At 57.5% G+C, this 22,814-nt stretch carries 23 protein-coding genes; 14 read left to right on the top strand and 9 right to left on the bottom strand.

Going from position 1 to position 22,814, the window contains the following annotated elements; all coding sequences use genetic code 11:
* Positions 1 to 21: 21 nt before the first annotated feature.
* The gene (locus tag HMPREF9371_RS05195) at positions 22 to 732 is read right to left on the bottom strand and encodes an SAM-dependent methyltransferase (RefSeq protein WP_009118913.1); all 711 of its coding nucleotides are present in this window, start codon (positions 730 to 732) and stop codon (positions 22 to 24) included.
* Between the two features lie 33 nt (positions 733 to 765).
* Positions 766 to 1,356 (bottom strand): Maf family protein, encoded by a 591-nt coding sequence (locus tag HMPREF9371_RS05190; RefSeq protein WP_009118912.1) that lies wholly within the window; start codon positions 1,354 to 1,356, stop codon positions 766 to 768.
* Positions 1,357 to 1,432: 76 nt separating this feature from the next.
* Here HMPREF9371_RS05190 and HMPREF9371_RS05185 point away from each other — a divergent pair, with 76 nt between their 5' ends.
* The 7 genes from HMPREF9371_RS05185 (at position 1,433) to nth (ending at position 5,933) form a co-directional block, all read left to right on the top strand.
* A complete protein-coding gene (locus tag HMPREF9371_RS05185; protein WP_009118911.1) occupies positions 1,433 to 1,939 on the top strand; it encodes a YceD family protein in 507 nt (168 codons plus the stop codon).
* Between the two features lie 25 nt (positions 1,940 to 1,964).
* Positions 1,965 to 2,144: a 50S ribosomal protein L32 gene (rpmF, locus tag HMPREF9371_RS05180; protein ID WP_009118910.1), complete on the top strand. Its 180-nt coding sequence runs from the start codon at positions 1,965 to 1,967 to the stop codon at positions 2,142 to 2,144.
* A 110-nt stretch (positions 2,145 to 2,254) separates the two neighbouring features.
* Complete coding sequence (locus tag HMPREF9371_RS05175; RefSeq protein ID WP_009118909.1) at positions 2,255 to 2,788, top strand: phosphoribosyltransferase; 534 nt, start codon at positions 2,255 to 2,257, stop codon at positions 2,786 to 2,788.
* A gap of 129 nt (positions 2,789 to 2,917) precedes the next feature.
* On the top strand, positions 2,918 to 3,970 hold the full coding sequence (gene plsX, locus HMPREF9371_RS05170; RefSeq protein ID WP_040660202.1) for a phosphate acyltransferase PlsX: 1,053 nt from the start codon (positions 2,918 to 2,920) through the stop codon (positions 3,968 to 3,970).
* A 121-nt stretch (positions 3,971 to 4,091) separates the two neighbouring features.
* On the top strand, positions 4,092 to 5,051 hold the full coding sequence (locus HMPREF9371_RS05165) for a beta-ketoacyl-ACP synthase III (protein WP_009118907.1): 960 nt from the start codon (positions 4,092 to 4,094) through the stop codon (positions 5,049 to 5,051).
* A 4-nt stretch (positions 5,052 to 5,055) separates the two neighbouring features.
* Positions 5,056 to 5,268: a hypothetical protein gene (locus HMPREF9371_RS13290; RefSeq protein WP_232203125.1), complete on the top strand. Its 213-nt coding sequence runs from the start codon at positions 5,056 to 5,058 to the stop codon at positions 5,266 to 5,268.
* A 20-nt stretch (positions 5,269 to 5,288) separates the two neighbouring features.
* On the top strand, positions 5,289 to 5,933 hold the full coding sequence (gene nth / locus HMPREF9371_RS05160; protein ID WP_040660200.1) for an endonuclease III: 645 nt from the start codon (positions 5,289 to 5,291) through the stop codon (positions 5,931 to 5,933).
* A gap of 361 nt (positions 5,934 to 6,294) precedes the next feature.
* On the opposite strand, the gene HMPREF9371_RS05155 is transcribed toward nth, so the two are convergent.
* The 4 genes from HMPREF9371_RS05155 to HMPREF9371_RS05140 form a co-directional block, all read right to left on the bottom strand.
* The gene (locus HMPREF9371_RS05155; RefSeq protein WP_182121876.1) at positions 6,295 to 7,077 is read right to left on the bottom strand and encodes a cytochrome c1; all 783 of its coding nucleotides are present in this window, start codon (positions 7,075 to 7,077) and stop codon (positions 6,295 to 6,297) included.
* Positions 7,078 to 7,091: 14 nt separating this feature from the next.
* A complete protein-coding gene (locus tag HMPREF9371_RS05150) occupies positions 7,092 to 8,441 on the bottom strand; it encodes a cytochrome b (RefSeq protein WP_009118903.1) in 1,350 nt (449 codons plus the stop codon).
* Positions 8,442 to 8,456: 15 nt separating this feature from the next.
* On the bottom strand, positions 8,457 to 9,047 hold the full coding sequence (petA, locus tag HMPREF9371_RS05145) for a ubiquinol-cytochrome c reductase iron-sulfur subunit (protein WP_009118902.1): 591 nt from the start codon (positions 9,045 to 9,047) through the stop codon (positions 8,457 to 8,459).
* A 124-nt stretch (positions 9,048 to 9,171) separates the two neighbouring features.
* Complete coding sequence (locus HMPREF9371_RS05140) at positions 9,172 to 9,921, bottom strand: Nif3-like dinuclear metal center hexameric protein (RefSeq protein WP_009118901.1); 750 nt, start codon at positions 9,919 to 9,921, stop codon at positions 9,172 to 9,174.
* Between the two features lie 159 nt (positions 9,922 to 10,080).
* On the opposite strand from HMPREF9371_RS05140, the gene HMPREF9371_RS05135 reads away from it, so the two are divergent.
* The 3 genes from HMPREF9371_RS05135 to HMPREF9371_RS13285 all read left to right on the top strand — a co-directional run bounded on the left by HMPREF9371_RS05135 (position 10,081) and on the right by HMPREF9371_RS13285 (position 12,733).
* Positions 10,081 to 11,691: an ArnT family glycosyltransferase gene (locus tag HMPREF9371_RS05135; protein WP_009118899.1), complete on the top strand. Its 1,611-nt coding sequence runs from the start codon at positions 10,081 to 10,083 to the stop codon at positions 11,689 to 11,691.
* Between the two features lie 122 nt (positions 11,692 to 11,813).
* Positions 11,814 to 12,536: a bifunctional 2-polyprenyl-6-hydroxyphenol methylase/3-demethylubiquinol 3-O-methyltransferase UbiG gene (gene ubiG / locus HMPREF9371_RS05130; RefSeq protein WP_009118898.1), complete on the top strand. Its 723-nt coding sequence runs from the start codon at positions 11,814 to 11,816 to the stop codon at positions 12,534 to 12,536.
* Complete coding sequence (locus tag HMPREF9371_RS13285; protein ID WP_083813988.1) at positions 12,536 to 12,733, top strand: ATP-dependent exonuclease; 198 nt, start codon at positions 12,536 to 12,538, stop codon at positions 12,731 to 12,733. The genes ubiG and HMPREF9371_RS13285 overlap by 1 nt, the downstream gene beginning before the upstream one ends.
* Positions 12,734 to 12,775: 42 nt before the next feature.
* Here HMPREF9371_RS13285 and HMPREF9371_RS05125 read toward each other — a convergent pair whose 3' ends face one another.
* A complete protein-coding gene (locus tag HMPREF9371_RS05125) occupies positions 12,776 to 13,993 on the bottom strand; it encodes a polyamine ABC transporter substrate-binding protein (protein ID WP_009118897.1) in 1,218 nt (405 codons plus the stop codon).
* A gap of 307 nt (positions 13,994 to 14,300) precedes the next feature.
* Here HMPREF9371_RS05125 and alaS point away from each other — a divergent pair, with 307 nt between their 5' ends.
* Positions 14,301 to 16,925, top strand: a complete 2,625-nt coding sequence (gene alaS, locus HMPREF9371_RS05120) for an alanine--tRNA ligase (RefSeq protein WP_009118894.1) — start codon at positions 14,301 to 14,303, stop codon at positions 16,923 to 16,925.
* 162 nt (positions 16,926 to 17,087) lie between these two features.
* Here alaS and HMPREF9371_RS05115 read toward each other — a convergent pair whose 3' ends face one another.
* Positions 17,088 to 17,276 carry an NAD(P)/FAD-dependent oxidoreductase gene (locus tag HMPREF9371_RS05115; RefSeq protein ID WP_009118893.1) on the bottom strand — a complete coding sequence of 63 codons (189 nt, stop codon included), beginning with the start codon at positions 17,274 to 17,276 and terminating at the stop codon, positions 17,088 to 17,090.
* 207 nt (positions 17,277 to 17,483) lie between these two features.
* Here HMPREF9371_RS05115 and HMPREF9371_RS05110 point away from each other — a divergent pair, with 207 nt between their 5' ends.
* The gene (locus HMPREF9371_RS05110; RefSeq protein ID WP_009118892.1) at positions 17,484 to 18,563 is read left to right on the top strand and encodes a WD40 repeat domain-containing protein; all 1,080 of its coding nucleotides are present in this window, start codon (positions 17,484 to 17,486) and stop codon (positions 18,561 to 18,563) included.
* 154 nt (positions 18,564 to 18,717) lie between these two features.
* Here HMPREF9371_RS05110 and polA read toward each other — a convergent pair whose 3' ends face one another.
* Positions 18,718 to 21,543 (bottom strand): DNA polymerase I, encoded by a 2,826-nt coding sequence (polA, locus tag HMPREF9371_RS05105; protein WP_009118891.1) that lies wholly within the window; start codon positions 21,541 to 21,543, stop codon positions 18,718 to 18,720.
* Between the two features lie 184 nt (positions 21,544 to 21,727).
* On the opposite strand from polA, the gene HMPREF9371_RS05100 reads away from it, so the two are divergent.
* Positions 21,728 to 22,447 (top strand): LOG family protein, encoded by a 720-nt coding sequence (locus tag HMPREF9371_RS05100; RefSeq protein WP_040660837.1) that lies wholly within the window; start codon positions 21,728 to 21,730, stop codon positions 22,445 to 22,447.
* Between the two features lie 114 nt (positions 22,448 to 22,561).
* On the top strand, positions 22,562 to 22,720 hold the full coding sequence (locus HMPREF9371_RS11730) for a DUF1328 domain-containing protein (RefSeq protein ID WP_009118889.1): 159 nt from the start codon (positions 22,562 to 22,564) through the stop codon (positions 22,718 to 22,720).
* The last annotated feature ends 94 nt before the right edge of the window (positions 22,721 to 22,814 follow it).

The following is a 22,814-nucleotide window of genomic DNA, read 5'->3' as shown; positions in this document are numbered from 1 at the left end:
GCGATTATAAGGCCTGGGTGTTTATCCTGCATACAGCACGAAAATGGCCGGCCGTTTGTGCAGATCGGGCAGTTGCGGCAGTTTTTTCCAGTCGGCCACGCTGCGGCTGACGATGGTTTGGCTCGGCAGGGTGAGGTCGCAGGCGGCGGTGAGGCGGGTGGCGGGGTGCAGCGCGGTGAGGGCGTCGGCCAAGAGGGCGTTGTTGCGGTAGGGCGTTTCGATGAAGATTTGGGTTTCGTTTTGCTCGCGCGAGCGTTTTTCCAGGGCTTTCAGGTAGCCTGTGCGTTCTTGTTTGTCGGTGGGCAGATAACCTTTGAAGGCAAACGATTGGCCGTTGCTGCCGGAAGCCATCAGGGCGAGCAGGATGCTGGAGGGGCCGACCAGGGGTTGCACGGCGAATCCGGCCTGATGGGCCAGCGCCACCAGCTGTGCGCCGGGGTCGGCCACGGCGGGGCAGCCGGCTTCGCTGAGCAGGCCGAGGCTGCGGCCTTGGTGCAGCGGTTGCAACAACTCGGGCAGGCTGCGCGGGTCGGTATGTTCGTTTAAGGTGCACAGATTGAGTTCGCGGATGGGGGTGTGCACGCCGAGGTGTTTCAGATGGGCGCGGGCGGTTTTTTCGGCTTCGACGACGAAGTCGGTCAGGCCGGTAATCTGCGCCTGCTCGTGTGGTAGGAGGCAGGGGGTGTCGGACGTGCCCAGCGGGGTGGGAATCAGATAGAGGGTAGGGGGCATTTCAGGTAGCCTTGTGCGGGAATGGGGTTGGATTTACAACACAGTGATGCCTTCGGCATGCAGGAAGTCCACCAGTTTGAACACCGGCAGGCCGATGAGGGCGTTGGGGTCGGTGCTGTCGATGCGCTCGATCAGGGCGCTGCCTAGACCTTCGCTTTTGGCGGCGCCGGCGCAATAAACGGCGTCGGGTTCGCGTTTCAGGTAGCCTTCGATTTGCGCGGCGCTCAGCGGGCGCATGTGCACCACGGTGTGGTCGGTGTGCTGCTGCAGGCGGCCGCTGGCGCTGTTGAGGAGGCAGAGGGCGCTGTAAAACTCGATGCGGCGGCCGGATAATTCGGCCAGCATTTGTTGTGCTTTGGCGACGCTCATCGGTTTGCCGAGCTGGTGGCCGTTGCACCAGGCCACTTGATCGGCGCCGATGATCAGGTGTTGCGGATAAGTTGCAGCCAGCGAGCGGGCTTTGCCGCAGGCCAGGCGCAGGGCGGTGTCGGCGGCTGATTCGCCCGGCAGCGGGGTTTCGTCGCAGTCGGGGCGGGCGGTATCGAAAGGCAGGCCGAGGGTGCGCAACTGTTGTTGGCGGAAGACGGAAGTGGAGGCCAAAATCAGGGGGAGCGGTGCAGACATGACGGCGGAAACGGAGCGGATGAGAAAGTGAAAAACATTTGACGCTAAAGCGGCAAAATTATATCATGGCGCGTTTATGTTAGACCCTATTTTGATTGATCCGGCCGCGTTTGCGCGCGAGCGGCAGAGCCTGGAAGGCGAAGTGGCGCTGGCCGATTTGCACGAGCGGGTGGCCGCACACGAATACTTGGCTTCCAATGAGGCCAAGGTGGCGTTCCGTTTGCAGGGCGGTGTGGACCGTTGGCAACGCCCTTATTTGGATTTGGCGGTGTCGGCCGATCTGCCTTTGGTTTGCCAGCGCTGTCTGCAGCCGATGTCTGTGGCTTTGGATGAGCAGGCGCACATTGTGCTGTTTGCCGACGAGGCGGCTCTCGATGAAGCGATGCTGGCCGACGATGAGTTGGAAGGCATGCTGTTGTCGCCCGAGCTGGATGTGGCGGAGCTGCTGGAAGACCAGCTGCTGATGGCGGTGCCCTATTCGCCGCGCCATGAAGACTGCAGCAATCAGGCATTGGCGGACATCAATCAAAACAGCAAACCCAATCCTTTTGCCGTTTTGGCAGGGCTGAAAAACAGCCGCTAAGTATTTTTATTTTCAGGAGCTAGACATGGCCGTTCAACAAAACAAAAAATCTCCCTCTAAACGCGGTATGCACCGTTCTCACGATGCGCTGACTGCGCCTGCTCTGTCTGTGGACAGCGCCACCGGCGAAGTACACCGCCCGCACCACATTTCCCCCAACGGCATGTACCGCGGCCGTAAAGTGGTGAAAGCCAAGGACGAATAAGGCCTGATTGAAGGCAGCAAAAGCCAGAAGATTGCCCGTGCAATTGCTGGCTTTTTTGTATTCGGGCCGTTGCATTCGGCCGCACAGCGTTTCAGAACGAGGAAACCATCATGCCGGAAAAAATTTGGTATACCTACGACGACATTCACCGCGCCATCCGAAATCTGGCGGCAAAAGTGCAGGCATCCGGTACGGCCTACGATGCCATGATTGCCATCGGCGGCGGCGGTTTCATCCCGGCACGCATGCTGCGCTGCTATCTGAATATCCCGATTTATGCGGTGACCACCGCTTATTATCTGAATGATGCCGATTACGGCACACGCAATGAAATCAGCAAAATCCAATGGCTCGATCCGCTGCCGCAATGCCTGAAAGGCAAAAACGTGCTGGTGGTGGACGAGGTGGACGACAGCCGCGTAACGCTCGAATTCTGCCTGCGCGAACTGCAAAAAGAAGATCTCGGCGTGATCGGCGTGGCCGTATTGCATGAGAAAATCAAAGCCAAAAAAGGCGTGCTGCCCGAAGGCTTGCCCTATTTCAGCGGCTTGGTAACCGAAGATTTGTGGATCAATTATCCGTGGGATGCCGAAGACATCGACGCCCACAATGCGCAGGCAGCGGCCGGCAAAGCGTCGGCCTGAGCGCTTTCATGTGCCTGAAACGGTTTTCAGGTAGCCTGAAGCGGCGCCGGGTTTTCGGCGCGACCAAACAAAACACGCACACGCTGCCCGGCATTCGGGCAGTATTCGAACAGCAAGATGGATAATGCAATGATTACACTGGCAGTAGATGCCATGGGCGGTGACGAGGGCCTGCAGGTTACCCTGCCGGCGGTGACCGCATTTTTGGCCGAAAAAACCGATGTGTCGCTGGTGTTGGTGGGCGACGAAGCGCGTGTTCGGGCCGGTCTCGGCTCGCAGGCCGACCATCCCCGTCTGAGCATCGTGCATGCCGCCGAAGTGGTGGGCATGGACGAAGCGCCGCAGTCCGCATTGAAAAACAAGAAACATTCTTCCATGCGACTGGCGGTGCAGCAGGTGAAAGACGGCCACGCCCAGGCGGCGGTGTCGGCCGGCAACACGGGTGCGTTAATGGCCACCGCCCGCTTTGTGTTGAAAACCCTGCCGGGCATCGACCGGCCGGCGATTGCCAAGTTTATGCCCTCCAAAGGCGGCAGCCTCACGCTGATGCTCGATTTGGGCGCCAATGTGGATTGCACTGCCGAACAGCTGGTGCAGTTTGCCGTGATGGGCAGCGAGCTGGTGGGTGCGCTCTATCCCGAGCGCGGCCGCCCGCGCATCGGCCTGCTCAATGTGGGCACCGAAGACATCAAAGGCAGCGGCGTGATTAAGGAAACCTACACCTTGTTGAACAACAGCCCGCTCAATTTCGTCGGTAATGTAGAAGGCAATGCCGTGTTCGGCGGCGAGGTGGACGTGGTGGTGGCCGACGGTTTCACCGGCAATGCCGTATTGAAGGCCATCGAAGGCGCGGTTAAATTTATCGGCGGCGTGATCAAAGAGGAATTCAGCCGCAGCTGGATCAACAAATTGGGCGCCCTGTTGGCCCTGCCGACCTTGAAAGGTTTTAAAAACCGCTTGGATCCGCGCAAATTCAACGGCGCGATTTTCCTCGGCTTGCGCGGCATCGTGATCAAAAGCCACGGCGGCACGGATGCGGAAGGCTTCCGCTATGCTTTGTTGGAGGCTTACCACGAAGTGAAAGCCGGTTCGATGGCGAAAATCGAGCAGGGCGTGGCAGCGCAGCTGGCCCAAATGGAAGCCGCCACAGCAGCGGCAGAGACAGCCGAACAGGCTACCTGAAAACTTTGTGGCAAGCCTGTTGGCGTAACTTTCCGGGCAGAACATGGAAATACTGCGTTGAGGCAGACAAAACCGCCCGCAGCGCCTACAATACACGTTTTCGATTTTGACTCTAAACACTATGACCTACGCCAAGATTCTCGGTACCGGCAGCTATCTGCCCGCCAAACGCATGAGTAATGATGATTTGGCCGAAATCGTTGAAACATCCGACGAATGGATTACCGCCCGCACCGGCATCAAGGCGCGCCATATTGCCGCGGCGGACGAAAAAACCAGCGATCTGGCCGCAGCGGCGGCACAACAGGCCCTGCAGGCCGCCGGCGTATCGGCGGAGGACATTGACCTGATTATTGTGGCCACCGCCACGCCCGATATGCAGTTTCCCGCCACCGCCACCATCGTGCAGCAGAAACTCGGCATCCACGGCTGCCCGGCCTTTGACGTGCAGGCGGTGTGTGCCGGTTTTATGTATGCGCTGACCACGGCCAATGCCTACATCAAAAGCGGCATGGCGAAAACCGCGCTGGTGATTGGCGCCGAAATTTTCAGCCGCATTGTGGATTGGCAAGACCGCCGCACCTGCGTGTTGTTCGGCGACGGCGCCGGCGCGGTGGTATTGGGCGCATCTGAGGAAGCGGGCATTTTGCACAGCATTCTGCGGGCCGACGGCCGCTACGGCCATCTCTTGCAGGTGCCCGGCCAGATTGCCGACGGCGGTATTGAGGGCCTGCCGTTTGTGCAGATGGACGGGCAGGGCGTATTCAAATTTGCCGTAAAGGCCTTGGCCAAAGTAGGCGAAGAAGTGATGGCCGAGGCCGGTATCGGTGCCGAACAGGTGGACTGGGTGGTGCCGCATCAGGCCAATTTCCGCATCATTGAGAGCACGGCCAAACACTTGAAACTGAGCATGGATAAAATCATTCTTACGGTGCAGGAGCACGGTAATACGTCCGCCGCGTCGATTCCGCTGGCTTTGGACCAAGGCATCCGCGACGGCCGCATCCGCCGCGGCCAAACCCTGCTGCTGGAAGGCATCGGCGGCGGCTTTGCCTGGGGCGCGGTGCTGTTGAAGTATTGAGGCACTGCACAGAACACCACACAATAACAACAGGCTACCTGAAACGCTTTCAGGTAGCCTGAGACCTTTGCAAAACCCCCATCTGCGGCGCATTTCTGCGTTGTGCGCTGCTCGCTCGCTTGCCTATCTTCATGATATGTCTACGCTCGCTGCGCTGCTACGCCTTGAACTGCATCCACATCTGGGGGTTTTGCAAAGGTCTCAGCCTGTTGCATGATACCGAGAACACAAGCGCTTATGAACAAACAAAAAAGACAAGAGATTTTCGAGCGGTGGCAGACGGCCAATCCGCATCCGACCACCGAGCTGGTTTACCACAGCCCGTTTGAGTTGCTGATTGCGGTGCTGCTGTCGGCACAGGCCACCGACGTGGGGGTCAACAAGGCCACCGCCAAGCTGTTTCCGGTGGCGAATACGCCGCAGGCGATGTTGGATTTGGGCTTGGAGGGCGTGATGGCCTACACCAAAACCATTGGTCTGTACCAGACCAAGTCGAAACACATCATGGAAACCTGCCGCATTTTGCTGGAACGGCACGGAGGGGAAGTGCCACAGACGCGCGAGGAGTTGGAGGCTTTGCCGGGAGTAGGGCGCAAGACGGCGAATGTGGTGCTGAACACCGCATTCGGCCAGCCGACCATGGCGGTGGATACGCATATTTTCCGAGTGGCGAACCGCATGAATTTGGCGCCCGGCAAGAATGTGCGGGAAGTGGAAGACAAGCTGCTGCGGGTGATTCCGAAAGTCTTTTTGCAGGATGCCCATCACTGGCTGATTTTGCACGGCCGCTATGTTTGCAAGGCGCAGAAGCCGCAGTGCGAGTCTTGCATTGTGGCCGATTTGTGCGAGTACAAGGGTAAAACAGTGGCTGTGGCCAGTTGAAGAAAGGAGTAAAGGCTACCTGAAAGTTGTGATGCAGCTTTCAGGTAGCCAAAGGCTTTTGCCAAACCCCATTTGCGGCGCATTTCTGCGTTGTGCGTTTATGCCCTATGGGTACTGCTCGCTCGTTTGCCTATCTATCTGATATATCTGTCCCACAGGGATTCCTGGCGTTCACGTTCGCTGCGCTGCTACGCCTTGAACTGCATCCACATCTGGGGGTTTTGAAAGGTCTCAGCCTGTTTGATGAGACAGACGATGTGTTTGACCTCGCCGCCGAACGGCGTGTTTGCTCAGTATCTCAAAAACGGTTAGGCATAAAAACAGACCTCCAAACGGAGGTCTGTTTTTATGCCGGATCGTATCAGTGTACGTCTTTCCAGTATTCTTTCTTCAGGAAGTAGGCCAAAGGCAGCATTACAGCGAAGAGGAACAGCAGCACGATATAGCCGATTTGTTTGCGCTGGATTTGCGCCGGTTCGCCCATGTACACCATATAGGCCACCAAATCTTTCATATCGTTGTCGTAATCGCGCGATACCACATCGCCATTGGGCAGACGACGGCTCTTCAGACCGGTGGATTCCCAATACAGCTTGGGCACCATATTGCCGTGTGCGTCTTTTTCCATTACCGGATTGCCTTCTGCATCCAGTTCGACGGCGCGAATGCCTTGTTGCTCCCACAAGGGGTGCGGCATACCGACTTTGTCGAACACGGTGTTGTTCCAACCGGTGGCGCTGGTCGGATCTTTATAGAAACCGCGCATATAGGCATACAGATAGTCGGCACCGCGGGAGCGGGCAATCAGGGTCAGATCGGGCGGCGCCTTGCCGAACCAGCGTTCGGCGTCTTTGGGATCCATGGCCGACTGCATCACTTCGCCGACTTTGTCGGTGGTGAACATCAGGTTTTTCTTGATTTCTTCTTCAGACAAACCCAAGTCTTGCAGACGGTTGTAACGCATGCCGCTGGCCGAGTGGCAGGAGAGGCAATAGTTGGTGAAGATCTGTGCGCCGCGTTGCAGGCTGACTTGGTCGCCCAAGTCGATGTCAACGGGCTCGTAGTGGCCGCCGCCGGCGGCGAAGCTGCTTAAGGGTGCTGCCAGCAGGAGGGCAGCAAACCAGTTTTTCCAAGTTTTTTTCATTTGTGCCGCCCTCATCAAATCAGAATCGCAAACAGGTAAGAACCCACTACCGCAATGGCTACGTAAACGAAGAACATCACTTTGTTGCGGGCGGTGCTCATGGTTACGCGCTCAGGTACCTGACGGTCTTTGTCCATTTTGGTGTAAACGGGCATCAGCAGGAAGAAGGCGAAGTAGATGATGCTGAGGATTTGCGCCACAATGGTGCGGGTGTCGGTGGCCACTTTGGCCCCCAAAATACCTAAGCCGATGAAGGAAATGATGAACAAGACCAACATGGCCTTGAAGATGGGGCCGCGGTAACGCACGGATTTCACCGGCGAGCGGTCAAGCCAGGGCAGCAAGGCAATCAATACCACAGCGGCGCCCATGGCCAATACGCCCCATACTTGGGTGCCGGCGAAAGAGGGGACGGCACGCAGAATGGCATAGAAGGGGGTGAAATACCAAACCGGAGCGATGTGAGCCGGGGTTACCAAGGGGTTGGCCGGGTCGAAGTTCGGCGCTTCGAGGAAGTAGCCGCCGCCTTCGGGGGCGAAGAACATGATGGCACTGAAAACGATCAGGAACACCACCACACCCAAAATGTCTTTCACGGTGTAGTAGGGATGGAAGGGAATGCCGTCCAAGGGGATGCCGTTTTCGTCTTTCAGTTTTTTGATTTCCACGCCGTCGGGGTTGTTGGAACCCACTTCGTGCAGGGCGATCAGGTGGGCGACCACCAAGCCGACCAATACCAGCGGTACGGCAATCACGTGCAGGGCGAAGAAACGGTTCAGGGTGACGTCGGAAACGTTGAAGTCGCCGCGGATCCAGGTGGACAAATCGGGACCGATTACGGGAATGGCGGCAAACAGGTTAATGATTACCTGTGCGCCCCAGAACGACATCTGACCCCAAGGCAGCAAATAGCCCATAAAGGCTTCGGCCATCAGTGCCAAGAAAATCAGGGAGCCGAACACCCACACCAACTCGCGCGGTTTTTTGAACGAGCCGTAAATCAGGCCGCGGAACATGTGCAGATACACCACCACGAAGAACATGGAGGCACCGGTGGAGTGCATATAACGGATGATCCAGCCGCCGGAAACGTCGCGCATGATGTATTCCACGGCGGTGAAGGCGGCGGGGAGGTGGTATTGGTTCAGGTTGCCGTCGGGCTTGTAGTTCATGGTCAGGAAGATGCCGCTGACGATTTGGATCACCAGCACCAGCAAGGCCAGGGAACCGAAGAAATACCAAAAGTTGAAGTTTTTCGGCGCGTAATACTCGGTTACGTGCTCTTTCATCATTTTGGACAGGGGGAATCGGGCATCCACCCAGCCTAATAATGCTTTAGCCTTATTATTGGTTTGGTTTGTCATGATTTGCCCCTTGGATTAGTCTTCGCCCACCAAAATTGTGGTTTCGGAGAGGTATTTGTAAGGCGGGATGACCAGATTGGTCGGCGCGGGTACGCCTTTATAGACGCGGCCGGCCAAGTCGAATTTGGAGCCGTGGCAAGGACAGAAAAAGCCGCCTTTCCAGTCGGCGCCCAAGTCGGCCGGGCCCAAGTCGGGACGGAAAGTCGGCGAGCAGCCCAAATGGGTGCAAATGCCGATGGCCACCCAGATTTTCTCTTTGCCTTCGATGGCGCGGGCGGGGTTTTTGCAGTATTCGGGTTGGTTGTCTGCCGCAGTGGAGTCGGGATCGACCAGTTGGCCGTCTAGAGAGGGCAGGTCTTTCAGTTGCTGTTCGGTGCGGTTAAGTACCCAAATCGGCTTGCCGCGCCATTCTGCGGTAACCAGTTGGCCGGCTTCAATTTTGCTGATGTCGATTTCGACGGGTGCACCGGCTGCCTTGGCCTTCTCCGAGGGGAAAAAGCTGAGCACGAACGGCGATGCAACGCCCAAACCGGCAGCGGCGCCCGCCCCGGCGGTAGCCAAGGTCAGAAACCGTCGCCGACCTTGATTGATTTCTTGATTATCCATTATCTCAGTCGTCCTAATACTGTGGAAATACCGAAGCTTTAAAACCCCGCAATTCTAACCGATTTTAAAGCGGGGCTTAAAGCAATATTTAAAATAAGGTAAAGTTTTGTGCCAAACTTTGATTTTAAGCAGGGTTTTGCTCGTCGAAAAAGCAGAAGTCCACCGCGAAATGTTGCTGCAGGCGGGCGCCCAGTGCCTGAATGCCGTAACGCTCGGTGGCGTGGTGGCCGGCGCTCACAAACAGGGCGCCGGTTTCGTTGGCCAGGTGGTATTGGGCTTCGGAAATTTCGCCGGTCACAAAAGCATCTGCTCCCAGCTCGATGGCTTCTTGGAAGAAACCTTGTGCGCCGCCGGTGCACCACACCAGTTTTTCAATCGGCTTCGACCAGTCACCGGCGTGTACGACCGTCTGCTCCAGTTTGTCTGCCAAGCCCGCAATCAGCTGTTCGCCGGTTTGGGCTTGTGCCGGGCGGCCGAACATCAGCAGGTTTTGTTCGCCGGTTTGGCCGTGTATTTGCCAATCCATCAAGGCGGCGAGCCGGGCGTTGTTGCCGACTTCCGGGTGGGCGTCCAGCGGCAGGTGATAGCCGGCCATATTGATGTTGTGGCGGATGAGGGCGGCGATGCGGCGGTGTTTCCAGCCGACAATCGGCACCGGTTCGCTTTTCCAAAACAGGCCGTGGTGAACCAATAACAGGTCTGCGTTTTGCTCGGCGGCGAATTGGATGGCGGCCAGGCTGGCGGTAACCGAGCCGACCACTTTGTTCACCGTATCGCGCCCTTCTACCTGTAGGCCGTTGGGGGCGTAGTCTTTGAAAGCGGAGACTTGCAGAAAGTCGTCGCACCAAGCCATGATTTCCTGACGGGCGGCCATGCTGTTTCCCTTTGCTCAAAGTCGAAGCGTGATTATAGCCGAATCGCTGCCGCTGCTGAGAGAAAGCGGCGGCATGGTTCGCAGAGCAGGCTACCTGAAAGGTATGGTGCGGCGGCCGCTTGCGATACAATAGGCGCGGTTTTCCTAGGCATCTCTATCATGCTGACTTACGTCCCGCCCGAACAGCGTCCTGCTCCCCCCACTTACGAACGCCCTTGGCTGTTGCTCTTGCTGGCGTTTGCTTGGTTGTGGCCGGGGGTGTTCGGCCGCGATTTGTGGCCGGGTGAACCCTTGCTGTATGCGGTGATTGAGCAGGCGCAACACGATGGGCGGTGGTGGCTGCCGCAGGCCGACGGTTCGCCGCACTGGGAGACGCCGCCTTTGTATGTGTGGTTGTCGCTGCTGTTTCTGCGCGTATTTGACGGCTGGCTGAATCCTTATGAAGCGGTGCGCTTGAGCAATGTGTTGCTGGCGGCGGTGTCGCTGGCGTCAATGGGCGGGGCGGGGCGCGCCTTGCTGGGGCGGCGCAACGGGCGCACGGTGGTGCTGGTGTTGATCGGTTGTCCCGGCTTGCTGATGATGAGCCACTTCATCGGCGGCCAGTTGGTGACTTTGTGCGGTTTGTGTTTGAGCTTTTATGCCTTGGCCTTGGCGCGGCAGAAAACCGTGAAGGCGGTGGCTTTGACCATGGCCGGCTGGTTGGTGTTGGGGCTTTCAGGTAGCCTGTTGCCCTTGGGGGCGGTGATGGCGGTAACCGCGCTGTTGGCGGCCCAAGCGGATTGGCGCAACAAGCGTTTTGTGTTGACCCTGCTGGCGGCGGCCGGTTTGGCCCTTCCCCTGCTGTTTGTTTGGCCGCTTTTCCTGCAGCGGCTGTCGCCGCAGGGCTTTGCGCTATGGTGGCAACAATATGCTTTGCTGCCGTTTGGCGGTTTCGAGCAATGGGCGGTGCGGTTTTCCGGCGGCTACTATTTGAAAAATCTGATTTGGTTCGCTTTCCCGGCCTGGCCGTTGGCGGTGTGGACCGCTTGGCGTTTGCGCCTGCATCGCGAATGCTGGGGGCAGTTGTGCTTGTTGTGGCTGGGCGTTTTTGGCCTGCTGTTGTTGTGCTCGCCCCGTCGGGATGAGAATGATTTGTTGGTGTTGCTGCCGCCCTTGGCGGTGGTGGCGGCGGCGCAAACCGACCAGTTGCGTCGGGGGGCGGCGGCGTTTTTCAACTGGTTCGGCATCATGACTTTCGGTGTGCTGGCCGGCTTTATTTGGCTGGGCTTTTTTGCCATGAATTTCGGCTGGCCGGCCAAGCTGGCCGAGCGGGCGGCGTATTTCAGCCCCTATTACCGCAGCGACGTCGACTATTTTCCGGTGTTGGTGGCGGTGTTGTTCACCCCTTTGTGGTTGTTGGCGATTACGCGCAAATATGTGCGCGGCCGGCAGGCGGTGACCAATTGGGCGGCGGGCTTGACCTTGTGTTGGTCGCTGATGCTGACCCTGTTTTTGCCGTGGCTGGATGCGGCCAAGAGCTACCGGCCGGTGGTGGCGCATTTGGAAGCCGCTTTGCCTGCGCCGGGCTGTGTGTCGGCCACGGTGGAGAGCATCCGCTTGGCCTGGCCGCAATATGCGCAAACAGAGTTGGGCGGCGAAGACTGCCCTTATGTGGTTACGCTGCGCCAGCAGACGGTGCCGGATGGCTGGCAGCAGCTGGCAGAAGCGGGTCGCCCGCGCCAACGAGACGAAGTGCTGGTGCTGTGGCGCAGGCCGCTGTCGCCGCCGTGATGGTGAATCCGCCGCTTCTCGCAGCGGGGTGCCTGTTGATTTTGAATTTTTGCAGGCTGCCGGCCGTTTTCAGGTAGCCTGATGCAGACAGAATACCGAGATACTGATTGGAAGGAATACCCATGAGCCAAACCACCCCCAATGTCGATGCCGCCGAAATCGACAAATTCAGCCAGCTTGCCCATCAGTGGTGGGACAAAACCGGCGAGTTCAAACCGTTGCACGACATCAACCCGCTGCGCTTGCAGTTCGTGCGCGAACACGCCGGCGGCTTAGCAGGCAAAACCGTGCTGGACGTGGGCTGCGGCGGCGGCATCCTGACCGAGTCGCTGGCGGCGGAGGCCGAGCACGCCACCGGCATCGATATGGCGGAAAAATCGCTTCAGGTAGCCGCCTTGCACGCCGAGCAGCAGGGCGTGACCAATATTGCCTACCGCTGCGTGAGCGTGGAAGATTTGGCGGCCGAGTCACCTGCTTCGTTTGATGTGGTCACCTGCATGGAAATGCTGGAGCATGTGCCCGATCCGGCCAGCGTGATCCGCGCCTGTGCCAAGCTGGTGAAACCCGAAGGCGTGGTGTTTTTTTCCACCCTCAACCGCAACACCAAATCTTATCTGCAGGCGATTGTGGCGGCCGAATACCTGCTTGGCTTGGTCAGCAAGGGCACGCACACTTGGCAGAAATTCATCACCCCGGCCGAATTGGCGCGGATGTGCCGGCAGGCGCGGCTGGAGTTGGCCGCTACCTCGGGCATGAGCTACAACCTGCTGACACAGAGATATTTTCTGTGCGACAGCCTGGATGTGAATTATCTGATGGCCTGCCGGCCGTTGCCGGGGATGTGATGCCACAAGCAAACAGGCTGAGACCTTTGCCAAACCCCCATCTGCGGCGCATTTCTGCGTTGTGCGCTGCTCGCTCGCTTGCCTATCTAGATGATATGTCTGTCCCACGGGGATTCCTGGCGTTCACACTCGCTGTGCTGCTACGCCTTGAACTGCATCCACATCTGGGGGTTTGGCAAAGGTCTCAGGCTACCTGAACGGTTTCAGGTAGCCTGTTTGGGCTTTTTGGACAAGGCGGATTACTTGCCGGCTTTCACATTCAGCCACTGGTTGACCATCATGCGCAGGGCTTCGGGTTGCAGCGGAATCATGATGAAGCTGTTTTCCAAATCTTGGTCGGTGGGAAAGATGGAGGCATCTTGGCTGTATTGGCTTTCCATCAAATCGCGTGCCGGTACGCTCGAAGGGGCGTAGGTAACGAAATTGCCGTTTTGGGCGGCCACTTTGGAATCAAGCTGCCAGTTGATGTAGCGGTGGGCGTTCAATACATTTTGGGCATCGGCAGGAATCGCCCAGGAATCCACCCAAATACCCACGCCTTCTTTGGGCATCATCACGCGGATGGTGTGCTTGCTGCCGCTCTCTTCGGCGCGGCGCTTGGCAATATTGAGGTCGCCGCCGAAGCCCACCACCACGCACAAATCGCCGCGTGCCATGCTGTCGATATAGCCTGAAGAGGAGAAGCGTTTCACATTCGGGCGGTTGGCGCGCAAAACGTCGGTAGCGGCACGGATGTCTTCGGGTTTGTCGCTGTTGGGGTTGCGGCCCAAATAGTTGAGCACCATCGGATACATTTCGGCCGGGCTGTCCAAATAGCTGATGCCGCAGCGTTTCAGTTTGCTGGTGTATTCGGGATTGAACACCAAATCCCATTGGTTGTCGGGCAGTTGGTCGGAGCCCAATGCGCGGCGCACCTGCTCCACATTGATGGCGAAGGTGTTGGTGCCCCAGAAAAACGGCACGGCATAACGGTTGCCGGGATCCACGTTTTGCAGCAGTTCCAGCAATTTGGGGTTGATGTGGCGGTAATTGGGAATCAGCGATTTGTCTACCGGCTGGTAGGCGCCGGCGGCAATCTGGCGGCCGACAAAGGTATTGGACGGACCGGCCAAATCGTAGCCGGAGTTGCCGGTGAGCATTTTGGCTTCCAGCGTTTCGTCGCTGTCGTAATAGTTGTAGCTCACCCGCACATTGTATTGCTGTTCAAACTCTTTTACGGTAGCGGGGTCGACATAGTCCGACCAATTGTAGATTTTCAATTCCTGCGTTTCCGGCAGCTGCGGCGCGGGTGCGGCCGCTTCGGGAGCGGAGACGGCGGCTGCGGTCTCTGCGGAAGCGCTGGCGGCGGCGGAAGATGATGACGGCTCCTGTCCGCCGCAGGCGGCCAGAGCCAGTAAAACCAAACCATATAAGAAGTTTTTTTGTGCGGTCAATTTACGGCTCCTCTCTTTATTCATTCCGTGTTCGAATCAGGCAGATGCAAAACCAGTATAAGGGATTCGCCTGACTTTGAGTAGGCGCGGTGCCGCAAAGGGGCGGGCGAACCCGCTTTGCCGATGGCGCAGCAGGCGGCTTTGGTATAAGATATGCGCCATTTTTTTGCCTGGAAACAGAAGCGTATGCAGGCCGGACGGCCTGTTGCCGGCCCGCTCCGGCTGCGCGTTTTCAGGCAGCCGGAATCGGAAACAGGCCGCTTGTTCTTTAAAAAATATCCGATTTCCACCTATCTCACCGTTCAAACTTGATGAAACAGACTGCAAACCCATGAATACCAAACAACTGCGCCAAAAATTCCTTCAGTTTTTCGAAAGCAAGGGCCACCAAATCGTGGCTTCTTCCTCACTGGTGCCGCACGACGACCCCACCCTGCTGTTTACCAACGCCGGCATGAACCAGTTTAAAGACGTATTCTTAGGCTTCGACAAACGCCCCTACAGCCGCGCCACCACCGCACAAAAATGCGTACGCGCAGGCGGCAAACACAACGACTTGGAAAACGTAGGCTACACCGCCCGCCACCACACCTTCTTTGAAATGATGGGCAACTTCTCATTCGGCGACTACTTCAAACGCGATGCCATCCATTTCGCTTGGGAATTCCTCACTTCCCCCGAATGGCTGAACCTGCCCAAAGAAAAACTCTTGGCTACCGTTTATGCCGAAGACGACGAAGCCTACGCCGTGTGGCGCGACGAAATCGGGCTACCTGAAAGCAAAATCATCCGCATCGGCGACAACAAGGGCGGCCGCTACGCTTCCGACAACTTCTGGCAAATGGGCGACACCGGCCCCTGCGGCCCTTGCTCCGAAATTTTCTACGACCACGGCGAGCACATTTGGGGCGGCCCTCCGGGCAGCGCCGAAGAAGACGGCGACCGCTTTATCGAAATCTGGAACTGCGTATTCATGCAGTTCAACCGCGACGAACAAGGCAAGATGAACCCACTGCCCAAGCCCAGCGTGGACACCGGCATGGGCCTGGAGCGCATGGCCGCGGTGATGCAGCATGTGAACAGCAACTACGAAATTGATTTGTTCCAAAACCTGCTCAAAGCCGCCGCCCGCGAAACCGGCACCGAATTCAGCATGGACGTGCCCAGCCTGAAAGTGATTGCCGACCACATCCGCGCCTGCGCGTTTTTGATTGCCGACGGCGTGCTGCCGAGCAACGAAGGCCGAGGCTATGTGCTGCGCCGCATCATCCGCCGCGCCGTGCGCCACGGCTACAAACTGGGCCAAAAAGGCGCGTTCTTCCACAAACTGGTGCCCGATTTGGTGGCCGAGATGGGTGAAGCCTATCCCGAGCTGAAAGAGCGCCAAAGCCAAATCGAAGAAGCCTTGAAAAACGAAGAAACCCGCTTCGCCCAAACTTTGGAAACCGGCATGGCGTTGCTGGAAAACGCGCTTTCAGGTAGCCAAAACACGCTGGACGGCGAAATCATCTTCAAACTTTACGACACCTACGGCTTTCCCTACGACCTCACCGCCGACATCTGCCGCGAGCGCGGCATTGAGATGGATGAAGCCGGTTTCGAGCGCGAAATGGCCGCCCAACGCGCCCGCGCCCGCGCCGCGCAAAGTTTCAAGGCCGACACCCAGCTGGCCTACGAGGGCCAGGACACCGAATTCAGAGGCTATACCGAGCGCCAAACCGAAGCCAAAATCCTCGCCCTGTATCAAGACAGCGAACCGGTGAACGAATTGCACGAAGGCGAAACCGGCACCGTGGTGCTGGACCACACCCCGTTCTACGCCGAAAGCGGCGGCCAAGTGGGCGATGTCGGCTATATTTTTGCCGGCGGCAACCGCTTTGAAGTGCGCGACACCCAAAAAATCAAAGCCGCCGTGTTCGGCCAATTCGGCGTCTTGGTTTCAGGTAGCCTGAAAGTGGGCGATGCCGTGCGCGCCGAAATCGACAACGACATCCGCAACGCCAATATGCGCAACCACAGCGCCACCCATTTGATGCACCGCGCCCTGCGCGAAGTGCTCGGCAGCCATGTGGAACAAAAAGGCTCGCTGGTTACCGCCGAAGTTACCCGCTTCGATATTTCCCATCCGCAGCCGGTTACCGCCGAAGAAATCGCCGAAGTCGAGCGTCGCGTCAATGCTGCTATTCTTGCCAATGTGGCGGTGGACGCCGAGATCATGAGCATGGAAGACGCGCAAAAAGCCGGCGCCATGATGCTGTTTGGCGAAAAATACGGCGACGAAGTGCGCGTGTTGAAAATGGGCGATTTCTCCACCGAATTGTGCGGCGGCACCCATGTGCAGCGCACCGGCGACATCGGCCTGTTCAAAATCATCAGCGAAGGCGGCATCGCCGCCGGCATCCGCCGCCTGGAAGCCATCACCGGCCTCAACGCCCTGCAATGGGCGCAAAACCAAGAGCGTTTGGTGAAAGACATCATCGCCGAAGTCAAAGCCCAAACCGAGCGCGACGTATTGGGCAAAATCCAGGCCAACGCCGCCCAAACCAAAGTACTGGAAAAAGAGCTGGCCAAAGCCAAAGCCGAGCTGGCCGTGCACGCCGGCGCCAAACTGTTGGATAAGGCCCAAGACCTAGGCGCAGCCAAACTGGTGGTGGCGCAAATCGAAGCCGATGCCGCCGCCCTGCGCGAAATCGTAACCGACCTTACCGGCAAATCCGATGAAGCCGTGGTGCTGCTCGCCGCAGTAAACGACGGCAAAGTGTCCCTGTGCGCCGGCGTGTCCAAACCCTTAACCGCTAAAGTGAAAGCCGGCGACTTGGTGAAATTTGTGGCTGAACAAATCGGCGGCAAAGGCGGCGGCCGCCCCGATCTGGCCCAGGCTGGCGGAACCGACGCCGCTAAACTGCCGGAAGCGCTGAATAGCGTGGCCGATTGGGTGGGCGGCAAGCTGGCTTGATTTTGGTTTGATTGAAAAAGGCCGTCTGAATGTTTCAGACGGCCTTGTGAAATAAGTAAGCGTAGTAAGTGTAGGTTGGGTTGAAGCGCAGCGTAAACCCAACATGGCCATGTTTGCTTATTTTGACTCAATGTTGGTTTACGGCCTTTGGCCTAACTCAACCTACGCCATTTGCGTATTGGTGAAATTGCAGCGTCCGCCGCCGGAAATGCGGATTTTTTCGCCGATTTTCTGCGCATGATCCAGCAGCGCCACCGTCCGCCCGCACTGCCTGATACGCGCCGCACACATCATCCCCGCCGCATCGGCGCCGATGATGAGGGCATCGAAGTAAAGAGGGGAAGAGGGCATGATGGGGCTTTCGGAGAAGATGGGGGAAGGGTTTCAGGTAGCCTGTGGCAGCTACCTGAAAGGCAGCAGTAGATCGGATTCTTGAATCCGACAAAAGATTTGGGTTGACATAAAAGTCGGATACGAGTATCCGACCTACTGCTTCTGAGCCAGTTGAAAGCCCCAAATCGGGGCTTTCAGGTAGCCTTTACGTTAAGGAGTTGTGTGATGCCGCAAAACACCAAACCCATCAAACTCAAAAGCGCCGATTATCTGTATTTCAGCCGCTGCGGGCGCTATTTGGCCTCCAGCAAGGTACAGGGGCGTATCGCGCTGTATGATGCGCGCGACGGTACCCTGTTGTGGCAAAACAAGCCGCTGAAAAACATAGATATGCTGGCGTTTTCACTATGCGGACAATGGCTTTCCGTGACTGCGGAAGGCGGCCATTGGTGCGTGCTGGCGGTGGAAGACGCCGCGCAGGTGGCCGCAGGACGGCATCCGCGTCAAACGCACGGTGTTTTCAACGCGCTGCATTTTTTGCCCGACGGCAGCGGCCTGTTCAATATTGAGCGCTATACCTATCTGGATAAGCAAACCGCGCCGCCGTACTGGAAAGACAGCCGGGAAGTTACTGCTTGGCGCTTTCCCGATGGCGTGTTGCAAGGCGTGCGGCAATTGGATTTGCCGTTTTCAAATTGTCAGGTATTTCAAAATCCGATAAGCGGCCGCTACGTGATGATGCACACGCTGCCTGCACCTTTGGAAAACGGCAACAGCACCATTTCCTATGCACTGCATACTTGGCAGGGCAACCCGCTTACCGCTGAATTAATCGATATTCCCCCGCCCGCCGTGGCTTGTACGCCGGACGAGGCGCCGGGCGCGGGACGTTGGAAATGGATTGAGCATATCGGCTTTGCCGCCAACGGCGATATGGCGATGCTGTTGCAACCCGGTTATGCCCATCCCGGTTACGCCTTGTTGCTTACCGACGGTGAAACCTTTGCCCCGCGTGCATTTGCCCCTTTGCCTGACTTGGAAGCAGGTTATTTTAAAAACTGCGCCGTGGGTACCGAAATCGTGGCGACGGCACATTATGCCGGCGAAACCGGCGGCGTGTATTTCCACCGCCGCGCCGATTTGTCCCTCATCGTCCACTGGCCTTATCCGGCAGGCATTACAGCCATTGCCTTTCACCCGGGCGGTACGGGCATGGCCTTGGCCGCCAGAGCCAAAAGCGTGTATTACCCCGATTTCCCGCAAGGCGAAGCCGGTCTGATCGCTTGGCTGGGCAATGGGGCATAAGCAAACGTAGGTATCAGGTTTGATTCGTGAATCTGATATTTGTCACCATGCACGGGGTGTTGGAGATAAGTAGCAGTAGGTCGGATTCTTGAATCCGACAAATTATTTCAGCCTCACACAAAAAGTCGGATACAAGTATCCGACCTACGGCCAATCAATGCGCCTCTTCCCAATTCTCCCCCGCGCCCACTTCTGCCACCAATGGTACGCCCAGCATGCCGTCGGCTACGCCTGCCATAATTTCGGGCAGTTTGGTTTTCACTAAATCCAGTTCCGATTCAGGCACTTCCAGCACCAGTTCGTCGTGCACCTGCATGATGAGTTTGCTTTGGAGGCCGTCTGAAACGAGCCAGTTGCGCACGGCGATCATGGCGCGTTTGATGAGGTCGGAGGCGGTGCCTTGCATAGGGGCGTTGATGGCGGCGCGTTCGGCGCCGGCGCGCTCGTTGGCGTTTTTGGCGTGGATGCCGGGCAGGTAGAGGCGGCGGCCGAACAGGGTTTCTACGTAGCCTTGGGCGGCGGCCTGTTCTTTGGTGCGCTGCATGTAGTCGGCCACGCCGGGGTAGCGGGCGAAGTAGCGGTCGATGAAGTTTTTGGCGGAAAGGTTGTCGATGCCCAGCGATTTGGCGAGACCGTATTGGCCCATGCCGTAGATGAGGCCGAAGTTGATGGTTTTGGCGTAGCGGCGCTGTTCGCTGCTGACGTTTTCTTGTGCGACGCCGAACACTTCGGCGGCGGTGCGGCGGTGGATGTCTTCGCCGTTGTTAAAGGCTTCGATCAGGGTTTGGTCGCCGCTCAAATGCGCCATGATGCGCAACTCGATTTGGGAATAGTCGGCGGAGACGATGAGGCTACCTGAAGGGGCGGTAAAGGCGCGGCGCACGCGGCGGCCTTCTTCGGTGCGGATGGGGATGTTTTGCAGGTTGGGGTTGTTGCTGGCAAGCCGCCCGGTGATGGCGACGGCTTGGGCGTAGGTGGTGTGCACGCGGCCGGTGTGCGGGTTGATCATCTCGGGCAGTTTGTCGGTGTAGGTGGATTTGAGTTTGGCTAGGCCGCGGTTTTGTAAGATGATTTTGGGCAGCGGGTAGTCGAGCGCGAGTTGTTCGAGCACGGCTTCGTTGGTGGAAATGCCGCCGGAGGCGGTTTTTTTCAGCCCTTTGGTGGGAATGCCCATTTTGTCGAACAGGATTTCTTGCAGTTGTTTGGGCGAGTTGAGGTTGAAGGGCTGGCCTGCGGCTGCGTAGGCTTGCTGCTCCAGCGCCAGCAGTTGGGTGCCGAGTTCGTGGCTTTGTTGGGCGAGTTCGTTTTTGTCGATGAGTACGCCGTTGCGCTCCATTTCAAACAGCACTTGGGCCACGGGCAGCTCCATGTTTTGATACATTTCCAGCTGTTTTTCGTCCATTTGTGCTTTCAGCCAGCCTTCGATACGCAGGGCGAAATCGGCATCTTGGGCGGCGTATTCGGTGGCTTGTTCGAGGCCGACATCGGCAAACGATATCTGCTTGGCGCCTTTGCCGCACAGGGATTCGTAGGTAATGGTAGGCAGGCCGAGCCAGCGTTGGGAAAGCTCGTCGAGGCCGTGCCCCAAGTGGCTTTCGATAATGTAAGAAGCGAGCATGGCATCGCCGGCAATGCCGTTCAGGGCAATGCCGTAGTTGGCGAAAATGTGCTGGTCGTATTTGAGGTTTTGGCCGATTTTTTTCAGACAGGCATTCTCTAAATGGGGTTTCAGACGGCCTAATACTTCTTGCAAATCAAGCTGTTCGGGCGCGGCGGTGGGTGTGTGGCCGAGCGGGATATACACGGCTTCGCCTGCTTTGAAAGCAATGCTGATGCCGACGAGCTGTGCTTCCATCGGGTTGAGACTGGTGGTTTCGGTGTCGATGCCGATGGTGTCGGCTTGCGACAATTTGCTCAACAGGGCAGCAAATTGGCTTTCGGTGGTAAGGGCTTGATAATCCAGCGATGCAGGAGCTGGGGCGGTTTTTCCTGCGGGATGCTCTGTGGCTTCAGGTAGCCCTGGTTCGGCCAAGGCAGCCTGTTCGCCGATATGCGCCTCGCCGAACAAATCGCCGTTGCCTTCGTGCATGCGCTCTTCGGCTTCTTTCAGCCAAGTACGGAAGTTGAGGCGTTTGAATTCCACCGCCAGTTGCGCCCATTTCGGCGTGGTGCGGCGCAAGGCCTCGAGGACGGATGCGCCCGTAGGAAGTCCCTGTGGGAAAAGTTCCGAATGCAAGTCCACATCGGTTTTGATGGTAACGAGTTGGTAAGACAGGGGCAGTTGCGGCAGCGCGGCTTGCAGGTTTTCGCCGACTTTGCCTTTGATTTCATACGCATTGTCCATCACGTTTTGCAGCGTGCTGTATTGGTCCAGCCATTTCACGGCGGTTTTGGGGCCGCACTTGTCCACGCCCGGCACGTTGTCCACTTTGTCGCCGATTAAGGTCAGATAATCAATGATTTGGTCGGGGCGCACGCCGAATTTGTTTTTCACGCCTTCGATGTCGAGCTTCTCGTTGCTCATGGTGTTGACAAGGGTCACGTGCTCGGACACCAGCTGCGCCATGTCTTTGTCGCCGGTGGAAATCACCACGTTCCAGCCCGCTTCCTCGCCTTGCTTCGCCAGCGTGCCGATCACGTCGTCGGCTTCCACATCCGGCACAATCAACACCGGCCAGCCCATCAGCCGTACCAATTCGGGCAGCATTTCGGCCTGCGGGCGCAGTTCGTCGGGCATCGGCGGGCGCGTGGCTTTGTAGTCGGGATACATTTTGTGGCGGAAGTTTTCGCCCTTGGCATCAAACACCACCGCGCAATAGTCGTGCACATAATCGGCACGCAGGCGGCGCAGCATGTTGAGTACGCCGTACAACGCGCCGGTGGGCGTGCCGTCGGGCGCGGTCAGCGGTGCCATGGCGTGAAATGCGCGGTAGAGATAGGAAGAGCCGTCGACAAGAAGCAGGGTGGGGGAGAGGGACATATCGGAAATCCTGAAGTGGGGTTTCAGGTAGCCTGAAATAGGATGAAGCTACCCGAATAATCGCTTAGGCGCATATTGTACGGGAAAAGGTTTCAGGCTACCTGAAAACAGAAAAGCATTGCCGAGGCTGGGCCGCCTCTTTATGATGCCGCCCGTGATCAATGATTCGACGAGAGTAGGCGAGATGTGGCTTGAAAATCAGTTGGCCGATTGCGAACCGGCAAAAGAAACTTCGCGGCCGGTGGTGTGCCGGCAGGATACCTTGAGTGCGGCGGAGTTGGCGGCGGAATTTGTGGCGGCGGACGAGGTGCTCAGCGGCATCCGGCCGGCGGTGAGCATTTACGGCAGCGCCCGCACGCCGGCGGACGATCCGCTGTATGCCTTATGCGAGGGGCTGGCGCGCCGTTTGTCGGATGCCGGCTTTGCGGTGCTCTCCGGCGGCGGGCCGGGCATTATGGAAGCGGCGAACAAAGGCGCATTCGGGGGCAGAAGTCAAACGGTGGGCCTGAATATCGTGTTGCCGCACGAGCAGAAGCCGAACGACTATCAGGACGTATCGGTGTGCTTTGATTCCTTGCTTTCGCGCAAAGCAATGTTTATCAAGCACTCTCTGGCTTGGGTGGTGTTGCCCGGCGGTTTCGGCACCTTGGATGAGTTGTTTGAAACCCTGACTTTGGTGCAAACCGGCAAAACGCCGTTTCGGCCTTTGATTTTGATGGGTTCGGGTTTCTGGGGCGGCTTGGTGGACTGGTTGCGCGCCCAGTTGCTGGAACGGGCCTATGTGTCGGCGGCGGATATGGATTTGATTCGGGTATGCGATTGCCCGGATGAGGTGGTGCAGTCGATTAGCGCGTATTACCGGCGCTACCAAGAAACCTGCTCGGGTTGCGGCGATGATATTTGAATTAATTTATAAAAAATAATTATTCAATTGAATTTGCCAATATTGCTGCCTTGTGTTATATTGCATTCAGCTATCAAAGTTTAATTTTTAATTGATTAACTTGAAAGGAATGCGATGCTGCATTATTCGATTGTCTTTTTCGTGATTGCCATTATTGCGGCGGTTTTGGGTTTTGGCGGCATTGCCGGCAGTGCTGCGGGTATTGCCAAAATTCTGTTCATCGCCTTTTTGGTTTTATCGGTGTTGTCGTTTATCTTTGGCCGAAAACGCTGATTCGGCAGGGTAAATGCCAATACGCCCTTCTATAACCAAGCCGTCCGGTGTCTGCCGGACGGCTTGGTTTTTTCAGGTAGCCTGAGACCTTTGC

Source organism: Neisseria shayeganii 871 (genome assembly GCF_000226875.1).
Lineage (GTDB): Bacteria > Pseudomonadota > Gammaproteobacteria > Burkholderiales > Neisseriaceae > Eikenella > Eikenella shayeganii.
Note: the sequence above shows the minus strand (reverse complement) of the source record. Positions and strands in the feature narration are given on the sequence as shown.

What these genes read in the sequence shown, in the direction of transcription:
- HMPREF9371_RS13285 (WP_083813988.1), top strand. Translation starts at nt 12,536, where the DNA reads ATGCCACAAGCAAACAGGCTGAGACCTTTGCCAAACCCCCATCTGCGG.
- HMPREF9371_RS05195 (WP_009118913.1), bottom strand. Translation starts at nt 732, where the DNA reads ATGCCCCCTACCCTCTATCTGATTCCCACCCCGCTGGGCACGTCCGAC.
- HMPREF9371_RS05115 (WP_009118893.1), bottom strand. Translation starts at nt 17,276, where the DNA reads ATGCCCTCTTCCCCTCTTTACTTCGATGCCCTCATCATCGGCGCCGAT.
- HMPREF9371_RS05100 (WP_040660837.1), top strand. Translation starts at nt 21,728, where the DNA reads ATGTGGCTTGAAAATCAGTTGGCCGATTGCGAACCGGCAAAAGAAACT.
- HMPREF9371_RS05135 (WP_009118899.1), top strand. Translation starts at nt 10,081, where the DNA reads ATGCTGACTTACGTCCCGCCCGAACAGCGTCCTGCTCCCCCCACTTAC.
- HMPREF9371_RS05185 (WP_009118911.1), top strand. Translation starts at nt 1,433, where the DNA reads ATGTTAGACCCTATTTTGATTGATCCGGCCGCGTTTGCGCGCGAGCGG.
- HMPREF9371_RS05150 (WP_009118903.1), bottom strand. Translation starts at nt 8,441, where the DNA reads ATGACAAACCAAACCAATAATAAGGCTAAAGCATTATTAGGCTGGGTG.
- rpmF (WP_009118910.1), top strand. Translation starts at nt 1,965, where the DNA reads ATGGCCGTTCAACAAAACAAAAAATCTCCCTCTAAACGCGGTATGCAC.
- HMPREF9371_RS05125 (WP_009118897.1), bottom strand. Translation starts at nt 13,993, where the DNA reads ATGAATAAAGAGAGGAGCCGTAAATTGACCGCACAAAAAAACTTCTTA.
- HMPREF9371_RS05110 (WP_009118892.1), top strand. Translation starts at nt 17,484, where the DNA reads ATGCCGCAAAACACCAAACCCATCAAACTCAAAAGCGCCGATTATCTG.
- HMPREF9371_RS05190 (WP_009118912.1), bottom strand. Translation starts at nt 1,356, where the DNA reads ATGTCTGCACCGCTCCCCCTGATTTTGGCCTCCACTTCCGTCTTCCGC.
- petA (WP_009118902.1), bottom strand. Translation starts at nt 9,047, where the DNA reads ATGGATAATCAAGAAATCAATCAAGGTCGGCGACGGTTTCTGACCTTG.
- HMPREF9371_RS05165 (WP_009118907.1), top strand. Translation starts at nt 4,092, where the DNA reads ATGACCTACGCCAAGATTCTCGGTACCGGCAGCTATCTGCCCGCCAAA.
- HMPREF9371_RS05175 (WP_009118909.1), top strand. Translation starts at nt 2,255, where the DNA reads ATGCCGGAAAAAATTTGGTATACCTACGACGACATTCACCGCGCCATC.
- polA (WP_009118891.1), bottom strand. Translation starts at nt 21,543, where the DNA reads ATGTCCCTCTCCCCCACCCTGCTTCTTGTCGACGGCTCTTCCTATCTC.
- HMPREF9371_RS05155 (WP_182121876.1), bottom strand. Translation starts at nt 7,077, where the DNA reads ATGAAAAAAACTTGGAAAAACTGGTTTGCTGCCCTCCTGCTGGCAGCA.
- HMPREF9371_RS11730 (WP_009118889.1), top strand. Translation starts at nt 22,562, where the DNA reads ATGCTGCATTATTCGATTGTCTTTTTCGTGATTGCCATTATTGCGGCG.
- ubiG (WP_009118898.1), top strand. Translation starts at nt 11,814, where the DNA reads ATGAGCCAAACCACCCCCAATGTCGATGCCGCCGAAATCGACAAATTC.
- plsX (WP_040660202.1), top strand. Translation starts at nt 2,918, where the DNA reads ATGATTACACTGGCAGTAGATGCCATGGGCGGTGACGAGGGCCTGCAG.
- nth (WP_040660200.1), top strand. Translation starts at nt 5,289, where the DNA reads ATGAACAAACAAAAAAGACAAGAGATTTTCGAGCGGTGGCAGACGGCC.
- HMPREF9371_RS05140 (WP_009118901.1), bottom strand. Translation starts at nt 9,921, where the DNA reads ATGGCCGCCCGTCAGGAAATCATGGCTTGGTGCGACGACTTTCTGCAA.
- alaS (WP_009118894.1), top strand. Translation starts at nt 14,301, where the DNA reads ATGAATACCAAACAACTGCGCCAAAAATTCCTTCAGTTTTTCGAAAGC.